Source organism: Amycolatopsis sp. N2S4-7 (genome assembly GCF_058119595.1).
In genome coordinates, this window is sequence record NZ_CP172299.1 from 8,588,836 (window position 1) to 8,605,465 (window position 16,630).

At 70.9% G+C, this 16,630-nt stretch carries 11 protein-coding genes; 8 read left to right on the forward strand and 3 right to left on the reverse strand.

What is annotated here, in order from left to right; translation table 11 throughout:
• Nucleotide 1 precedes the first annotated feature (1 nt).
• Genes ACH54P_RS40460 through ACH54P_RS40470 form a run of 3 tightly spaced genes read right to left on the reverse strand, consistent with a single transcriptional unit; the run spans nt 2 to nt 3,109 of the window.
• Complete coding sequence (locus ACH54P_RS40460; protein WP_489908569.1) at nt 2–928, reverse strand: carbohydrate ABC transporter permease; 927 nt, start codon at nt 926–928, stop codon at nt 2–4.
• Nucleotides 918–1,790 carry a carbohydrate ABC transporter permease gene (locus ACH54P_RS40465; protein WP_489908570.1) on the reverse strand — a complete coding sequence of 291 codons (873 nt, stop codon included), beginning with the start codon at nt 1,788–1,790 and terminating at the stop codon, nt 918–920. Before ACH54P_RS40465 ends, ACH54P_RS40460 begins: the two co-directional genes overlap by 11 nt.
• Nucleotides 1,787–3,109, reverse strand: a complete 1,323-nt coding sequence (locus ACH54P_RS40470; protein ID WP_489908571.1) for an ABC transporter substrate-binding protein — start codon at nt 3,107–3,109, stop codon at nt 1,787–1,789. The genes ACH54P_RS40465 and ACH54P_RS40470 overlap by 4 nt, the downstream gene beginning before the upstream one ends.
• 323 nt (nt 3,110–3,432) lie before the next feature.
• Here ACH54P_RS40470 and ACH54P_RS40475 point away from each other — a divergent pair, with 323 nt between their 5' ends.
• From ACH54P_RS40475 to ACH54P_RS40510, 8 genes are all read left to right on the forward strand, one after another.
• Nucleotides 3,433–4,176, forward strand: coding sequence for a FadR/GntR family transcriptional regulator (locus ACH54P_RS40475; RefSeq protein WP_489908573.1), 744 nt, complete (start codon nt 3,433–3,435; stop codon nt 4,174–4,176).
• A 255-nt stretch (nt 4,177–4,431) separates the two neighbouring features.
• Nucleotides 4,432–5,610: a ThuA domain-containing protein gene (locus ACH54P_RS40480; RefSeq protein WP_489908574.1), complete on the forward strand. Its 1,179-nt coding sequence runs from the start codon at nt 4,432–4,434 to the stop codon at nt 5,608–5,610.
• A gap of 40 nt (nt 5,611–5,650) precedes the next feature.
• Nucleotides 5,651–8,515 (forward strand): PQQ-dependent sugar dehydrogenase, encoded by a 2,865-nt coding sequence (locus ACH54P_RS40485; RefSeq protein WP_489908575.1) that lies wholly within the window; start codon nt 5,651–5,653, stop codon nt 8,513–8,515.
• Between the two features lie 120 nt (nt 8,516–8,635).
• Nucleotides 8,636–10,006: an RICIN domain-containing protein gene (locus ACH54P_RS40490; protein WP_489908576.1), complete on the forward strand. Its 1,371-nt coding sequence runs from the start codon at nt 8,636–8,638 to the stop codon at nt 10,004–10,006.
• Between the two features lie 118 nt (nt 10,007–10,124).
• Complete coding sequence (locus ACH54P_RS40495; RefSeq protein ID WP_489908577.1) at nt 10,125–11,153, forward strand: LacI family DNA-binding transcriptional regulator; 1,029 nt, start codon at nt 10,125–10,127, stop codon at nt 11,151–11,153.
• A gap of 52 nt (nt 11,154–11,205) precedes the next feature.
• Nucleotides 11,206–12,648 (forward strand): arabinofuranosidase catalytic domain-containing protein, encoded by a 1,443-nt coding sequence (locus ACH54P_RS40500; RefSeq protein ID WP_489916920.1) that lies wholly within the window; start codon nt 11,206–11,208, stop codon nt 12,646–12,648.
• A 63-nt stretch (nt 12,649–12,711) separates the two neighbouring features.
• Entirely contained in the window at nt 12,712–15,102 is a 2,391-nt protein-coding gene (locus tag ACH54P_RS40505) for a ricin-type beta-trefoil lectin domain protein (RefSeq protein ID WP_489908578.1), read from the forward strand.
• Complete coding sequence (locus ACH54P_RS40510; RefSeq protein WP_489908579.1) at nt 15,102–16,604, forward strand: endo-1,4-beta-xylanase; 1,503 nt, start codon at nt 15,102–15,104, stop codon at nt 16,602–16,604. Before ACH54P_RS40505 ends, ACH54P_RS40510 begins: the two co-directional genes overlap by 1 nt.
• The last annotated feature ends 26 nt before the right edge of the window (nt 16,605–16,630 follow it).

Here is a 16,630-nt window from a genome sequence, read left to right on the forward strand (position 1 = left end):
GTCAGTGCTTGGTGGCGCCGGCGAGCATGCCGGCGACGAGGAAGCGTTGGGAGAACAGGAAGACGACGAGCACGGGGGTGATCGCCACCAGCGTGGCCAGCGCCAGCACGGGCCGCTGGACCGCGAGGCCGCCGACCGTCGGGTTGAACTGCGGGACGTCGTTGAGCAGGGTGCCGACGCCGACCTGGACGGGGAACCGGTCGCTTTCCGGCAGCATCACGTACGGCAGGAAGTAGTTGGTCCAGTTGGCCACGAAGCTGAAGAAGCCGACCAGCGCGACCACCGGCGTCGCCAGCGGCAGGGCGACCCGGCGGAAGACGCCGAATTCCGTGCAGCCGTCGAGCCTCGCGGCGTCCAGGAGCTCCTCGGGCAGTGCGGTGGTGAAGTAGATGTAGGCCAGGTACACGCCGAACGGGTAGAAGGCGTACGGCAGGACGATCGACCACATCGTGCCGATCAGGTGCACGGTGTTGAGCTCGAGGAACAGCGGCACCACGAGGGTCGCGTTCGGCATGAGCATGACGACCAGGGTGGTCACCAGCAGCGTGCGCCGGCCGCGGAACTCGATCTTGGCCAGCGCGTACCCGGCCGGGATCGCCACGCCCAGCGTGATCACCAGCGCGACCGACGAATAGAGCGCCGAGTTGCCCAGCCACCGGAAGACCGCGTTGCCCTGGTAGGCGGTGAGCGCGTCCCAGTTGGCGCCCAGGGCCTCCCAGGAGCCGAAGGACAGGGGGCTGTCGTGGACGAGCTGGTTGTCGGTCTTGGTGGCGGCCAGCACCAGCCACAGCACCGGGAGCACGAAGAACACCACGAACAGCGCGAGCACGACGCCGGGCAGCGGGTTGGGCGCCCGGCGTCTCCGGTGGGCGCGACGGCTCGCCGTCGCCGGTGCCGGGGCGGTGCGCAGCCGGAGGTCAGTCGGCATCGAAGAACCTCGATCGCACGACGAACACGGCCGCGACGACGAGCCCGACGACCAGCAGCTCGACCGAGATCGCGGCCGCGGTGCCGACGTCGTTGTTCTGGAACGCGAAGTCGTAGGACAGCTGGTTGGGCGAGTAGTCCCGGCCGGCGACCCCGACGCTGGCCTGCGACAGCAGCTGGGGCTCGACGAACAGCTGGGTTCCCCCGGCGAAGGCCAGGATCACCATGTAGACGATCCACTTGCGCAGCAGCGGGATCTGGATCCGCCACGCGGTGTGCCACGCACCGGCGCCGTCGATCCGGGCCGCTTCGAGGATGTCCGGGGAGATGGTGTTCAACGCCCCGTGCAGCACGACGATCCAGCCGCCCGCGCCGGTCCAGAACGCGATCAGCGTGAACAGCACGGGCAGGTGCTCGGGCGCGACCACCTGCCCGAACGTGTCGAAACCCAGCCCGCGCAACAGGAAACCGGCCGGGCTGACCGCCGGGTCCAGCATGAACAGCCACACCAGCACGCTGGCCGCGCCGGCGAGCGCGCCCGGGACGTAGTACAGGAACCGCAGGGTCCGGCCGGTGGTGCGGGCCGCCACGCGGTGCAGCAGCAGCGCCAGCCCGACCACGAACACCACCAGCGCGGCCAGCCAGAACACCAGGTACAGCGCGATGTGCCCCACGGCCGCGGCGAACCGGAAGTCCTGCGCCGCGGTGACGAAGTTCGTCAGCCCGGTGAAGCCGCCGCCCGCGTCGGTGACCGCGAAGGAGATCGCGTAGCCGGTCGGGACGACCCCGAAAGCGATGAGGAGCACCAGGTAGGCGGCGACGAAGCCGTAGCCCGCCCGCCCGGACCGGAGCCGCGCGCTCATTGCTGCTTGACCTCGTACCCGGTGGACCGGGCGTGGTCTTCGATCGCGCGCTGCCACGCCGGGAGCAGCGACACGATGGTCTTGCCCGCCGTCAGGCCCGGGGTGACGGTGGCCGCCCAGATCGCCTCCTGGCTGAACTGCCCGTAACCCCAGCCGGGCCAGACCTGGCCGGCCGCGGCCTGCAGCGGCCCGGCGATGTCCCCCGAGTAGTAGCCGGAGGACGTCTGGTTCGCCAGCCAGGTCTTCGCGGCCTGCCGGTGCGCCGGGTAGCCGGGGGCGAGCTTGCCCTGGTAGTCGTCCGAGGTGGTCACCCAGGTGAGGAAGTCCGTGGCGGCCTTGAGGTGCCGGCTGTGCGCGGACAGCAGCCACGTCCCGCCGCCGACGTTGCCCACCGACGGGCTCGGGTCGCCCGGCCACTGCGGCATCGGGGCGACCGCCACCTGGCCCGCCGGGGTCTTGAAGGCCTCCTTGAACAGCGAGCCGCCGTACCAGGACGGGCCGGGCATCAGGAGGATCTTGTCCGCGAAGTTCTTGTCGAAGTCGGAGCTGAACACGCTGCTGGTGGCCATGCTGCCCGCCTTGATCAGCGTGTCCAGCAGCTCCGCCATCCGGGTGCAGTTCGGCTCGGTGGCGTTCACCACGACGGCCTTCGGCCCGGTGATCCGGTTGGCGCCGCACTTGCCGGCCCACAGGTAGATCTCCGGGGTGAACGTGTCGCCCGCCGCGCCGACCAGGTAGCCCGGGTGCTCGGCGGCGACCTTCCGGCCCAGCTCCTGGTACTCCGGCCACGTCGCCGGAACGGTGTAGTTCCACTGCTTCAGCAGCGTCGCGTTGTACCAGAGCACGGTTTGGGAGAGGTCGTTGCGCAGGCAGTACACCGTTCCGTCCACAGTGCACGGATCGTTGGCGCCCGGCGCCCAGCCGTCCAGAACGGACTGCTGGATCAGGCCCTTGTTCAGCGGCGCGGTGAAGCCCGCTTGCCTGGCCCAGGAAACCTCGTTGTTCTGCGAGCTGAACACCACGTCCGGCCAGCCTTCGCCGGTCCGGTTGAACAGGCCGACCTTGGTCTGGAGGTAGTTCGAACCGTTGGCGTCCCCGTCGTAGCCGACGATGTCGAGCTTCGCCTCGGGGTGCTGCTTCTGGTACAGCTGGGCGGCGGCCATCCGGGACGAATCCACCCACACCGTCAGCGTTCCGTCCGTCTGCGGGGCCGGCGTGAAGCTGTTCTGGGGCGACGCACCGCCGCCGCTTCCGCAGCCCGCCGCGATGACCATGGCGAACGCCCCGGCGAGGACGGCCGCGCGACTCCTGCCCCTCATCAGCTACTCCACTTCGTCGTGGCACCTGCCGGGGAGCCGGGCAGGGGGAACCGTGAAGAATGTGTAGGACTCATTCGACCCGAGCGATCGGGCCGGAAATCGACTGATTCGACGCTCGTCCGGCGGAATTCCGGTGGTGTCTCGGTGATCCATGAGAGCAGCACGGCTTCCCAGCGTCAAGCCATGAGCGGGGTCATTGCTCCGTTCCGGCCTTTCTCCCCGGCCGCGGAGGAATGTAAGTTTCACGGCCTCCGGTCAATCGTTGACCGGATGGCGGGCGATCGGGGTAGGGTGCTGGCCCGGAACTAAGTCATACTCATCACGTGACCCGTGACGAGGAAGTCGCGCCGCCCGTCCCGTACCGGCCCGGCTACGAGGTGGTGGCCGAGCAGATCCTGCAGCTCATCGCCGAGCTGCGGCTCCGCCCCGGCGACCGGATGCCGACCGAGAACGAGCTGGCGGCGCGGATGGGAACGAGCCGGACCGTGGTGCGGGAGGCCGTCAAGATCCTCTCGGCGATCGGCCGGGTGCGAGCGCACAAGGGACGTGGACTGTATGTGTCCGACAACGAGGGCATGCTCGGCGGCTCCCGCTGGGGTTCGTTCTTCCTGCCGGCCGACCTCGACCACGTCTACATGCTCTTCGAGTTCCGCCGCGTCCAGGAAACCGCCGCGAGCCGGCTGGCCGCGGCCAACGCCACGCCCGCGGAGCTCCGCGCGATCGAGGCCGCCGCCGAAACCTGCCGGCACGGTCACCTGACCGGCGAGTCCGCGTTGTTCGACCGCGGTGACGACGACTTCCACCTCGGGATCGCCGGCGCGTCGCACAACCAGTTCCTCGTCGCGGCCGTCCGCGAGGCCCGCCGCCTGCAGCGCCAGTCGAACATCATCGGGATGTCCGGCGCGGTCGGCGGCCACGCGGCGGGCGCGATCGACGAGCACGCCGCGATCTTCCGGGCGATCCGCGACGGCGATCCGGACGCGGCGGCCACGGCGGCCGCCGTCCACCTCGACAACACCTTGGAGGACTACCGCCGGGAGATCCAGCGCCGCCTCTTCGGCCAGTGAGCGCACCGCGAACGCGCGGCGCGCCGGTTCCTCTGTGGACAGGGCCGGTCCGTGGCGCGGGCGAACCCGGTCCCGGAGTCCGTTGTGTGGCAACGAAATCCGGTGCGGCGGGGTAAGTTTCACCGGCGCGGAACTGCTCATTGACCTTACCGGCGCCCGCTCTTATCGTGAGTCTTGTCCCTTCCGCCCGGTAACCGGACGACTGCACGGCGCGCACCCCCCGCGCGCTCCCCGCACTCCTGAAGAGGAGTACCCGTGACAACGCTGTCCCGTACTCTGCGCGCGGCTGCCTCGCTGGCCGCACTGCTCCTGGGGCTCGCGGCACCCCCGGCGGTGTCGGCTTCGCCCGCGGAGGCCTTCCGCGTCCTGGTGTTCTCCAAGACCACCGGCTTCCGGCACGACTCCATCCCGGCCGGGATCGCCGCGATCCGGGAACTGGGCCGGCAGAACGACTTCGCGGTGGACGCCACCGAGGACGACACGAGGTTCACCGACGCCGGCCTGGCCCCGTACGCCGCCGTGGTCTTCCTGTCCACGACCGGCGACCCGCTCGGTACGCCGGCCGAGAAGGACGCCTTCCAGCGGTACATCCAGCGTGGCGGCGGGTTCGCCGGCGTGCACGCCGCGTCCGACAGCGGGTACGAGTGGGCCTGGTACGGCCGGCTGGTCGGGGCGTACTTCAAGCAGCACCCCGCGCAGCAGAACGCGCTCGTCGAGGTCGAAGACCCGGACCACCCGTCCACCCAGGGCCTGCCCGCGCGGTTCACCCGGTACGACGAGTGGTACGACTTCCGCGCCGACCCGCGGCCCGCCGTCCACGTTCTGACCACAGTGGACGAATCGAGCTACTCGGGCGGCACGATGGGCGCGGATCACCCGACCACCTGGTGCCACGCCTTCGACGGTGGCCGGGCCTGGTACACGGGGATGGGGCACACCATCGCGAGCTTCAGCGAGCCGGAGTTCCTGCACCTGCTGCTGGGTGGCATCCGGACCGCGGCCGGGGCGGTCCCCGCCGACTGCTCGGTCACCACGCCGCCGCCGGCCGGGAAGCAGCTCGTGGGGGCGCAGTCGGGGCGGTGCGTGGAGGTGCCGAACTCCTCGACGGCGAACGGAACGCAGGTGCAGTTGCGGGACTGCGTGCCCGGCCAGGCGAACCAGTCGTGGACCTACACCGCCGGCAAGCAGCTGACGGTGTACGGGAGCAAATGCCTGGACGCATCGGGCCGGGGAACGGTCAACGGCACCCAGGTGATCATCTGGGACTGCACCGGGGGACTGAACCAGCAGTGGAATGTTAACGCGAACAGTTCGCTCACCGGGGTGCAGTCGAACCTGTGCCTGGACGCGTCCGGGCAGGGCACGGCCAACGGCACGAAGATCATCCTGTGGTCCTGCGGCGGGCAGGCCAACCAGCGGTGGTCCCTGCGCTGAACCGTCCCCCCGCCTGTTTCCGCTTCGAGGAGAGTGCCCCATGACCGGATTTTCCGCGCTGCGCCGCGGCGCGCTGGCGGTGGCCGGGCTCCTGGCCGTCGCGCTGGTCCCGGTGCTCACGGCACCCGTGGGCCCGGCCGCGGCGGCGGCGTTGCCGCCGGACTCGAAGTTCCAGAAGGTCACGCTGCACACCGAGACCGGCAACCCGATGGCGCTGGACGTCGCGCCCGACGGCCGGGTGTTCTACGTCGACCGCCTCGGTGACGTGAAGGTCGTCAAGCCCGGCGGGACCACCGTCCTCTCGACGCACCTGAACGTCTTCACGGCCAACGAATCCGGCGGGCTCAACATCGCGGTCGACCCGGGGTTCGCGACGAACCACTGGGTCTACGTCTACTGGTCGCCCAACGGCGCCGACGTCGACCGGCTGAGCCGGTTCACCGTCACCGGCGACACGATCGACCAGTCGACCGAGAAGCAGGTGCTGAACGTCCCGGTGCAGCGCGCCGAATGCTGCCACCACGGCGCGGGACTGGTCTTCGACAAGAAGACCGGCAACCTGTGGCTTTCGCTGGGGGACAACACCAATCCGTTCGCCTCGGACGGCTACAGCCCGCTCGACCAGCGGTCCGGGCGGGCGTACTGGGACGCCGAACGCACCGCGGGCAACACCAACAGCCTGTCCGGCAAGGTCCTCCGGATCCACCCGGAGGCCGACGGCACCTACACGATCCCCGCGGGGAACCTCTTCGCGCCCGGGACGGCGGGCACCCGCCCGGAGATCTACACGATGGGCGAGCGGAACCCGTTCCGGATGGGCCTCGACCCGAAGACCGGGTACCCGCTCGTGGCCAACTACGGCCCCGACGCCGGGAGCGCCAACCCGAACCGCGGCCCGCAGAACACCGTGGAATGGGACGTCCTCAGCAAGCCCGGCAACGCCGGCTGGCCGTTCTGCGTCGGCCCGAACCTGCCCTACAACCAGTACAACTTCGCCACCGGCGCGTCCGGCCCGCAGTTCGACTGCGCCGGCGGTCCCGCCAACACCTCGCCGAACAACACCGGGCTGACCAAGCTGCCGCCCGCCGTCCCGGCCCAGGTGTACTACCACTACCAGGCCGACCCGGCGCACTTCCCGCAGCTGTCCGGCGGGGCGCCGATGGCCGGGCCGGTCTACCGGTTCGACCCCGCCCTCGCCTCGGCCCGCAAGTGGCCGGCCGACTTCGACGGCCGCGCGGTCTTCGCCGAGTGGAACACCAGCGCGATGTACACCTTCCAGCTCGACGCGAACGGCACGAACGTCACCTCGATCGACCCGCTGCTCCCGTCCGTCGAGTTCAACCGCCCGATGGACTTCAAGTTCGGCCCGGACGGCGCGCTCTACGTCATCGAATGGGGCAGCGGCTACGGCGGCGGCAACAGCGACGCGGCCATCGACCGGGTCGACTACCTCGGCGGCGGTTCGGCCGCGCCGGTCGCGAAGGCCGCCGCGGACCGCACCAGCGGCCCCGCCCCGCTCACCGTGAACTTCTCGAGCGCCGGCTCGGCCGACCCGGGCGGGTCCGCGTTGCAGTACTCCTGGACCTTCGGTGACGGCACCACGTCCACCGCGGCGAACCCGAGCCACACCTACGCCGCCGGCAACTACACGGCGGTGCTGACCGTGACGAACCCGGCCGGCGCCACCGGGACGGCGAGCGTCGCCGTCACCGCGGGCAACACCACGCCGTCGCTGACCATCACGACCCCACCGGCCGGCGGGCTGTTCGAGTGGGGCGACAAGGTGAACCTCGCCGTCACGGTCACCGATCCCGAAGACGGGACGATCGACTGCGCGCAGGTGACCGTCCAGGCCATCCTCGGCCACGACGAACACGGTCACCCGCTCGACCAGTACCACGGCTGCGCGGTGCAGATCCAGACGACGCTGTCCTCCGGGCACAGCGAGAACGACAACATCTTCTACGTCGTCGAGGCGTCCTACACGGACAAGGGCGGCGCCGGCGGGGCCGGCCCGCTCACCGGCCGGGCGCAGGTGGTCCTGCAGCCCAAGCGCAAGCAGGCCGAGTTCTACACCGCCACCGGCCGCACCGCCGACGGGAAGGGCACCGACACCGCGGGCGTCACCGTGGAAGCCGCCACGGACCCGATGGGCGGAGGCGGCAGCGCGGCCTTCGTCCAGGACGGCGACTGGTGGTCGTTCGACCCGATCGCCCTCGACAACCTCAACGGCCTGCGGGTCCGGGCTTCCTCGGGCGGTTCCGGCGGAACCCTGGAGGTGCGCCGGAACGCGCCGGACGGTGCGCTGGTCGCCTCCGTGCCGATCACCGGCACCGGCGGCTGGCAGAACTGGCAGGACTTCACGGCCGGCCTGACCAACCCGCCCACGGGCACCGGGAAGCTCTACTTCGTCGCCCGCAACCCCGCCGGCCAGAGCGGCGCCGCCTACCTGTTCAACGTCAACTGGGCCGATTTCCTCGGGCCGGGGGTCGGCCTGCCGGGCATCCCGCCCCCGTCGGGCCGGCAGATCGTGGGAACGCCGTCGGCTCGGTGCGTGGAGGTGCCGAACTCCTCGACGGCGAACGGGACCCAGGTCCAGCTGCGGGACTGCGACGGCCAGGCCGCCAACCAGCGGTGGACCTACACCACCGGCAAACAGCTGGTGGTCTACGGGAACAAGTGCCTGGACGCTTCCGGGCAGGCCACGGCCAACGGCACGCCGGTGATCATCTGGGACTGCCACAGCCAAGCGAACCAGCAGTGGAACGTCAACGCGAACGGGACGATCACCGGGGTGCAGTCGGGGTTGTGCCTGGACGCGAACGCCCAGGGCACGGCCAACGGCACGAAGATCATCCTGTGGACCTGCGGCGGCCAGGCCAACCAGCAGTGGAGCCGGCGATGAGCGAGGAGCCGCGGGCGAGACGCAACCCCCGGCGTCCGCCGGCGCCGGACCCGGATCCGATCCGAGTTCCACCACAACCCCGGAGGACAACGATGTTCGAAGACCAGAGGGAGTCGTGTGATGGTGAGGTTTAGATCCCTGTTCGCCTCCGTCGCGATCGGGGCACTGCTCGCGCTGGCGGGGAACGCCCCCGCGCAGGCCGCCGATCCCGGCGCGGCGTCGCCGGCCGCGGCCGCCGCGGGGACCGCGGGCTGCGGGAAGGCCCCCGGGCTGGCGAGCGGCAACCACACGATCTCGAGCGGCGGCCAGAACCGCAGCTACATCCTGCGGATCCCGAACAACTACGACAACAACCACCCCTACCGGCTGTTCGTCGGCCTCCACTGGCGGGGCGGGACCGCGAACGACGTCGACTCGGGCGGGACCGACGGCTACAACTGGTCCTACTACGGGCTCCGGCGGCTGGCCGACAGCGCGGGCAACAACACGATCTTCGTGGCGCCCCAGGGCAACGGCAACGGCTGGGCCAACCCCGGCGGCCAGGACGTGACCTTCATCGACAACCTGCTGCGGCAGGTCGAGGCGGCCCTGTGCGTCGACACGTCCCAGGTCTTCGCCGGCGGGTTCAGCTACGGCGGGGCCATGAGCTACGCGCTCGCCTGCGCCCGGCCGACGGTCTTCCGCGCGGTCGCGGTCTACTCCGGGGCGAACCTCAGCGGGTGCAGCGGCGGCACGCAGCCCGTCGCGTACATCGGGATGCACGGCATCGGGGACAACGTCCTGCCCATCTCCTCCGGTCGCTCCCTGCGCGACCAGTTCGTCCGCAACAACGGCTGCACGCCGCAGAACCCGCCGGAACCCGCGAGCGGCAGCCGGACCCACATCGTCACCGCCTACTCCGGCTGCCGCGCCGGCTACCCGGTCGTCTGGGCCGCCTTCGACGGCGGGCACGACCCCGGCCCGCGGGACGGCTGCACCTGCAGCGGCTGGCAGACCTGGACCTCGGGCGAGGTGTGGAAGTTCATCACGCAGTTCGACTCCACCACCCAGCCGCCGGGACCGCCGGTCCAGACCGGCGTGAACTACCGGCTCACGGCCCAGCACAGCGGCAAGCTCATGGAGATCGCCGGCGCGTCCACCGCGGCCGGGGCGCTCCTGCAGCAGTGGTCGGCCACCGGCGCGCTCAACCAGCAGTTCGACTTCGTGGACTCCGGTGACGGCTACTACCGGGTCCGGGCCCGCCACAGCGGCCTGGTGCTCCAGGCGGCGAACACGAGCACCGGCGCGGACATCAGCCAGCAGGCGGACACCAACGCCACCGCCCAGCAGTGGCGGGTGGTCGACCAGGGCGGCGGCGCGGTGAGCCTGGTGAACCGGATGAGCGGGCTGGCCCTGGACGTGTGGGGGGTTTCGACCGCCGACGGCGCGCGGATCTCCCAGTGGACGTTCACCGGCAACCCCAACCAGCGGTTCCAGCTCCAGCGTGCCTGAGCCCGCCGCGCCCACGGGGGTGTCCGCCGGGAACCTCCCGGCGGACGCTCCCTTCGCCCGCTGCGCCGGGACATCCCGCCACCGTCCCACTGGACAGAGCCGTCTGGGGAGATACACCGTGTCCGCCGCCGAGTCACCCGAGCTCCGCCCCACCCTGGCCGACGTCGCCAGGGTGGCCGGGGTGTCGACCGCCACCGCGTCCCGCGTGCTCAACGGGTTTCCCCGGGTGAGCCCGCAGCGGCGCAAACAGGTGGAGTCCGCGATGCTGGCGCTGGGCTACGCCCGGCAGCGGGCGGCGAGGGCGGTCACCGCGCGGCACACCGGTTCGGTCGCGCTGGTGGTCTGCGAGGAAGCACTGCGGTTGTTCACCGACCCGTACTTCCCCCGGATCGCCGCCGGGGTCGACCGGGAGCTGGCCGCGGTGGGGCTGCAGCTCGTGCTGCTCACCGTGCCGGCGACGGAGAACTACCAGGCGCCGGTGCTGCGCTACCTCGAGGGCGGGCACGTCGACGGTGCGCTGGTCGTCGGCATGCACGGCCGCCGCCCGCTCGATCTGGACTGGCTCGGCATCCCGGTGGTGTTCGGGGGACGCCCGGTCCACGAAGGGGCGTCGGGCCGGTTCTCGTACGTGGACGTCGACAACCGGGGCGGGGCGCGGCTGGCGACCCAGCGCCTGCTCGACGCGGGGCGCCACACCGTCGCGACCATCGCCGGGCCGCAGGACATGACCGCGGGCGTGGACCGGTTGCACGGCTACCGGCAGGCGGTGATGCGGGCGGGCCGGCACGACCACGGCCTCGTGGTGTTCGGCGATTTCGGGCAAGCGTCCGGCGAGCACGCCATGGCCCGGCTGCTGGACCGGCGGCCGGACGTCGACGCCGTCTTCGCCGCCTCCGACATGATGGCGGTCGGGGCGCTGCGCGCGCTTCGCCGCGCGGGCCGGAAGGTGCCCGGGGACGTGGCCGTCATCGGGTTCGACGACCTGCCGATCAGCCGCCGGACCGATCCACCGCTGACGACCGTGCGCCAGCCGGTCGAGCAGATGGGCGCCCGGATGACCGGCGAACTGCTGGCGATGGTCGCCGGCGCGGAACCGCACCGCTGCACGGTGCTCGAAACCCAGCTCGTGGTGCGCAAGTCGGCTTGAGCGAAGAACCAGCCGTCCACTGAGGACGGTGGACCGAGGAGGAGTCGTGACCGTGCGCGTGATCGTGATGGTGGCCGCGATGGTGGTGGCGGTGCTGGCCGGCGCCGCGCCGGCCTCGGCGGCGACGGCGCCGCTGGTCGGTGCGGCGTCGGGACGGTGCCTGACCGTGCGGGGCAACACCGATGCGCCGGGGACGGCGGTGGAGATCCAGGACTGCACCGGGCAGGCCGGGCAGTCCTACGAGTTCACCTCGGCGGGCGAGCTGCGGACGGTGAACGGCTCCCGGTGCGTGGACGCCTACGGCAACCAGACCGCACCCGGGACGGCCGTGATCATCTGGTCGTGCAACGGCCAGCCGAACCAGCAGTGGCGGCAGAACGCCGACGGCACGATCACCGGTGCCCAGTCGGGGCTGTGCCTGGACGTGACCGGCGCCGGCACCGCCAACGGCACCGCGGTCATCCTGTGGACGTGCCACGGCCAGAGCAACCAGCGGTGGAGCGCCGGGACGACACCGCCGGTCCCGTCCGGCACGGCGCCGTGCGACATCTACGCCTCAGGCGGCACGCCCTGCGTCGCCGCGCACAGCACGACCCGGGCGCTCTACGGGGCCTACACCGGCGGTCTTTACCAGGTCCGGCGTTCGTCCGACAACACGACCAGGACCATCGGGGTCCTGGCGGCGGGCGGTGCGGCCGACGCCGCCGCCCAGGACTCGTTCTGCGCGGGTACCGCCTGTGTCGTCACGGTGGTCTACGACCAGTCCGGCCGCGGGAACAACCTCTGGTACCAGGGCTCGAGCGTGGTCCCCGGCTCCAGCCAGAGCAGCCCGGCGAAGGCCACGTCGGAGTCGCTCACCGTCGGCGGCACGAAGGCGTACTCCCTCTACATCAACCCCGGCAACAGCTACTGGCGCGACGGCCACCTGACGGGCGTGCCGACCGGCAGCGCCCCGGAGGGCATGTACATGGTGACCAGCGGGACGCACGTCAACAGCGGGTGCTGCTTCGACTACGGCAACAGCGAAACGACGAGGAAGGCCGACGCGGCCGGGGCGATGGACGCGCTCAACTTCGGCACGCAGTGCTGGTTCGGCGGCTGTTCCGGCACCGGCCCGTGGGTGCAGGCCGACCTCGAGTGGGGGCTGTACCCGGGCGGCAGCCAGACGTGGAACCCGAACCAGCGGGCGTGGCCCGTCAAGTTCGTCACGGCGATGCTGAAGAACAACGGCACGTCCCGGTTCGCGCTCAAGGGCGGCAACGCCCAGTCGGGCGGCCTCACGACGATGTGGGACGGCGGCCTCCCCGGCGGCTACAGCCCGATGAAGAAGCAGGGCGCGATCGTGCTCGGAAGCGGCGGTGACTGCTGCAAACCCGGCGGCGGGGCGAACCTGAGCGCGGGGACCTTCTACGAAGGCGCGATGGTCGCCGGCTACCCGTCGGAAGCGACCGAGAACGCGGTGCACGCCAACGTCGTCGCCGCCGGCTACCGCTGAGCTCCCGAATCCCTGAAACCTTTCCGCAGCCGTCTGACCCCTTCGTCGGAAGAGAGAACTGCCATGCCCGGAACCCTGCTCCGCAAGGTGCGAGCGTCGGTGATCGCGGCGGTCGTCCTGGCCGCCGGCGTGGTGACCGGCGCCCCGCCGGCCCAGGCCGCCACCTCGATCACGATCAACGGCGGTTCGGGTGGCCGCACGTTCGACGGCGTCGGCGCGGTCAGCGGCGGCGGCGGGAACAGCCGCCTGCTGATCGACTACCCGGAACCGCAGCGCGGGCAGATCCTCGATTACCTGTTCAAACCCGGTTACGGGGCCGCCCTGCAGATCCTCAAGGTGGAGATGGGCGGTGACACCAACTCCACCAGCGGCGCGGAACCCAGTCACGCCCACTTCCGCGGCGACCTCGACTGCAACCGCGGCTACGAGTGGTGGATCATGGAACAGGCCAAGGCGCGCAACCCCGGCATCAAGCTCGTGGGGCTGCCCTGGGGAGCGCCGGGCTGGATCGGCAACGGCACGTTCTTCTCGAACGACCTGACCGGCTACTACCTGTCGTGGCTGGGGTGCGCCAAGCAGCACGGGCTGACGATCGACTACCTGACGACCGTCCAGAACGAGAAGCAGTGGAGCGCCGACTGGACCGTCACCATGCGCAACGCGCTCAACGCCAACGGGTACACCGCCGTCAAGCTCATCTCCGGCGACTCGTGGCCGGGGGACTGGGGACCCGCGAGCGCGATCTCGACCAACACGGCCTACCGCAACGCGACCGACGTGCTCAGCGCCCACTACACCTGCGGCTACCTCAGCGCGCAGACGTCCTGCAGCGTCCCGGCCGACGTCGTCAACACCGGAAAGACGCTGTGGTCCAGCGAAAACGGCTCCCAGGACTACAACGACGGCGCCAAGCCGCTGGCCCGCGGCATCAACCGCGTCTACCTCGACGGCAAGATGACCGCGTACCTCAACTGGGACCTCATCGCCGCCACCACGCCGAACATCCCCTGGCCGACCGTCGGGCTGGTGCTGGCCAACCAGCCGTGGTCGGGCTACTACTCGGTCGGCAAGGACGCCTGGGCACTGGCCCACACCACGCAGTTCACCGCGCCCGGCTGGAAGTACCTCGACTCCTCCAGCGGCTACCTCGGCGGGAACCGCGGCAACGGCAGCTACGTCTCGATGAAGTCGCCGAACAACTCCGACTACAGCACGATCATCGAGACGATGGACGCCACTTCGGCCCAGACGCTGAACCTGAACGTCACCGGCGGGCTGTCCACCGGCCAGGTGCACGTGTGGGCGACCAACCTCAACTCCGGCAACCCGGCGGACCACTTCGTGCACAGCGCCGACATCACGCCGTCCGGCGGCGCGTTCTCCTTGACCGCCCAGCCCGGCTACCTCTACACGGTCACGACCACCACCGGGCAGGGCAAGGGCACCGCGACGAGCCCGCCGCAGGGTTCGCTGAACCTGCCCTACAGCGACGACTTCGAGGGGTACGCGGCGGGCAAGGAGGCCAAGTACCTGATGGACATGGAGGGCGCCTTCGAGACGGCCGCCTGCGGAGCCGGCCGGTCGGGCACGTGCGTGCGCCAGGCCGCTCCGCAGAAGGCGATCCCCTGGAAGAAGACGACCGATCCCTACGCGTTGCTGGGCAATGTCGCCTGGAGCAGCTACACGGTCGACGCGGACGTGCTGCTGGAGAAGGCCGGGTACGTCCAGCTGCTCGGCCGGGCCGGTTCGCAGGACACGGGCAACCAGGGCGCGCTGAACGCCTACTACCTGCGGGTGAGCGACACCGGGGCCTGGTCGATCCTGCGCAACAACACCAGCCAGCAGGTCACCACGCTGCGGAGCGGGACGACGACCGCGCTCGGCACCAACCGCTGGCACAAGCTGTCCCTGGGCTTCTCCGGCAGCACCATCACCGCGTCCGTCGACGGAACGGTGCTCGGCACGGTCACCGACGGCACCTTCCCGGCCGGCCAGGCCGGGATCGGCACGAGCCAGGGGGAGACCGCGCAGTTCGACAACTTCGCCGTGACCGGCTCGGGCGGCGGCTCGACGTCCGTGCTGCGCAACACCGGCTCCGGGCGCTGCCTCGACGTCCCGAACGTGTCGCAGTCCAACGGCACCCAGGTGGCGTTGTGGGACTGCAACGGCGGCGGCAACCAGCAGTGGACGCTCACCTCCGGGAAACAGCTCCTGGTGTACGGCAGCAAGTGCCTCGACGCCGAGGGCGCCGGCACCACGGCCGGCACCCGGGCGATCATCTGGGACTGCACGGGCGGCACCAACCAGCAGTGGACCGCCAACACCGACGGGACGATCACCGGCGTCCAGTCGGGGCTGTGCCTCGCCCCGAGCGGGGGCGGCACCGGGAACAGCACGCCGGTGACCCTGCAGGCCTGCTCGGGTGGCAACGCCCAGAAGTGGACGCGGAGCTGATGACCCCGTCTTCGACGACGAAACGAGGGTGGCCCACGAACACCGGATCGGCCCGGCGGCGACGGGTCCGGACCGCTGCCGCCGTCCTCGCGACCGCGGGTCTCTCGGCAACCGCCCTGGTGCTGTCGCCCGGGGTCGCCGGGGCGGCGAGCACGCTCGGGGCCGCGGCGGCGCAGACCGGGCGGTACTTCGGTGCCGCGATCTCGACGAGCCACCTCGGCGAGGCGGCCTACGTGAACACGTGGACGTCGGAGTTCAACGGCGTCACGCCGGAAAACGAGATGAAGTGGGCCACGGTCGAGCCGAACCGCAACCAGTTCGACTTCGGGCCCGCGGACCGGATCGTCAGCCAGGCCAGGAGCCGGGGCATGAAGATCCGCGGGCACACGCTGGTGTGGTACCAGCAGCTGGCCCCCTGGGTGAGCAGCCTGGACGCGAACAACCTGCGCTCGGCGATGCAGAACCACATCAGCCAGGTGGCCGGCCACTGGAAGGGCCAGGTGATCGCGTGGGACGTGGTCAACGAGGCGTTCGAGGAGAACGGCACCCGGCGGCAGGCGGTCTTCCAGCAGAAGCTCGGTGACGGCTACATCGAGGACGCCTTCCGCGCCGCCCGCGCGGCCGACCCGAACGCCAAGCTCTGCTACAACGACTACAACACCGACGGCGTCAACGCGAAGAGCACCGGCATCTACACCATGGTGCGGGACTTCAAGAGCCGGGGGGTGCCGATCGACTGCGTGGGCTTCCAGAGCCACCTTTCGTCGAACTCGAACCTCGGCAGCTACCAGGCGAACCTGCAGCGCTTCGCCGACCTCGGGGTCGACGTCCAGATCACCGAGCTGGACGTCGGCGGCTCGGGGTCCGGCCAGGCGAACGTGTACCGGCAGGTCACCCAGGCGTGCCGGGCGGTCTCCCGCTGCACCGGCATCACCGTCTGGGGTGTCACGGACAAGTACTCGTGGCGCTCGGGCGACACCCCGCTGCTGTTCGACGGCAACTACGGCAAGAAGCAGGCCTACACCGCCGTCCTCGACGCGCTCAACGGCAGTGACCCGGATCCCGGCGGCACCGGCACGGTGCGCGCCACGGCCTCGAACCGGTGCCTGGACGTGCCCGCCTCGTCGACCACGGCCGGCACCCAGCTGCAGATCTGGGACTGCCACACCGGGGCCAACCAGCAGTGGACCCGCGGGAGCGCGGGAGAGCTGAGCGTCTACTCCGGGGACGTGAAGCGGTGTCTGGACACCGCGGGCGGCGGGACCGCCGCGGGCACGGCGGCGGTCATCGCGACCTGCACCGGCAGCGGCGGCCAGAAGTGGACGGCCGCCGGGAACGGCACCGTTACGAACGGCCGGTCGGGACTGTGCCTGGACGTGAGCGGCGCCGCGACCGCCAACGGCACCAAGATGATCATCTGGACCTGCAACGGCGGAGCCAACCAGCAGTGGACCGGCCCGGCAACCTCCGGCGGCGGGACCTTGTCGTCCCGCCGGCCGTGAGGCTCGGTGCGCTGCCCCGGCGTCGC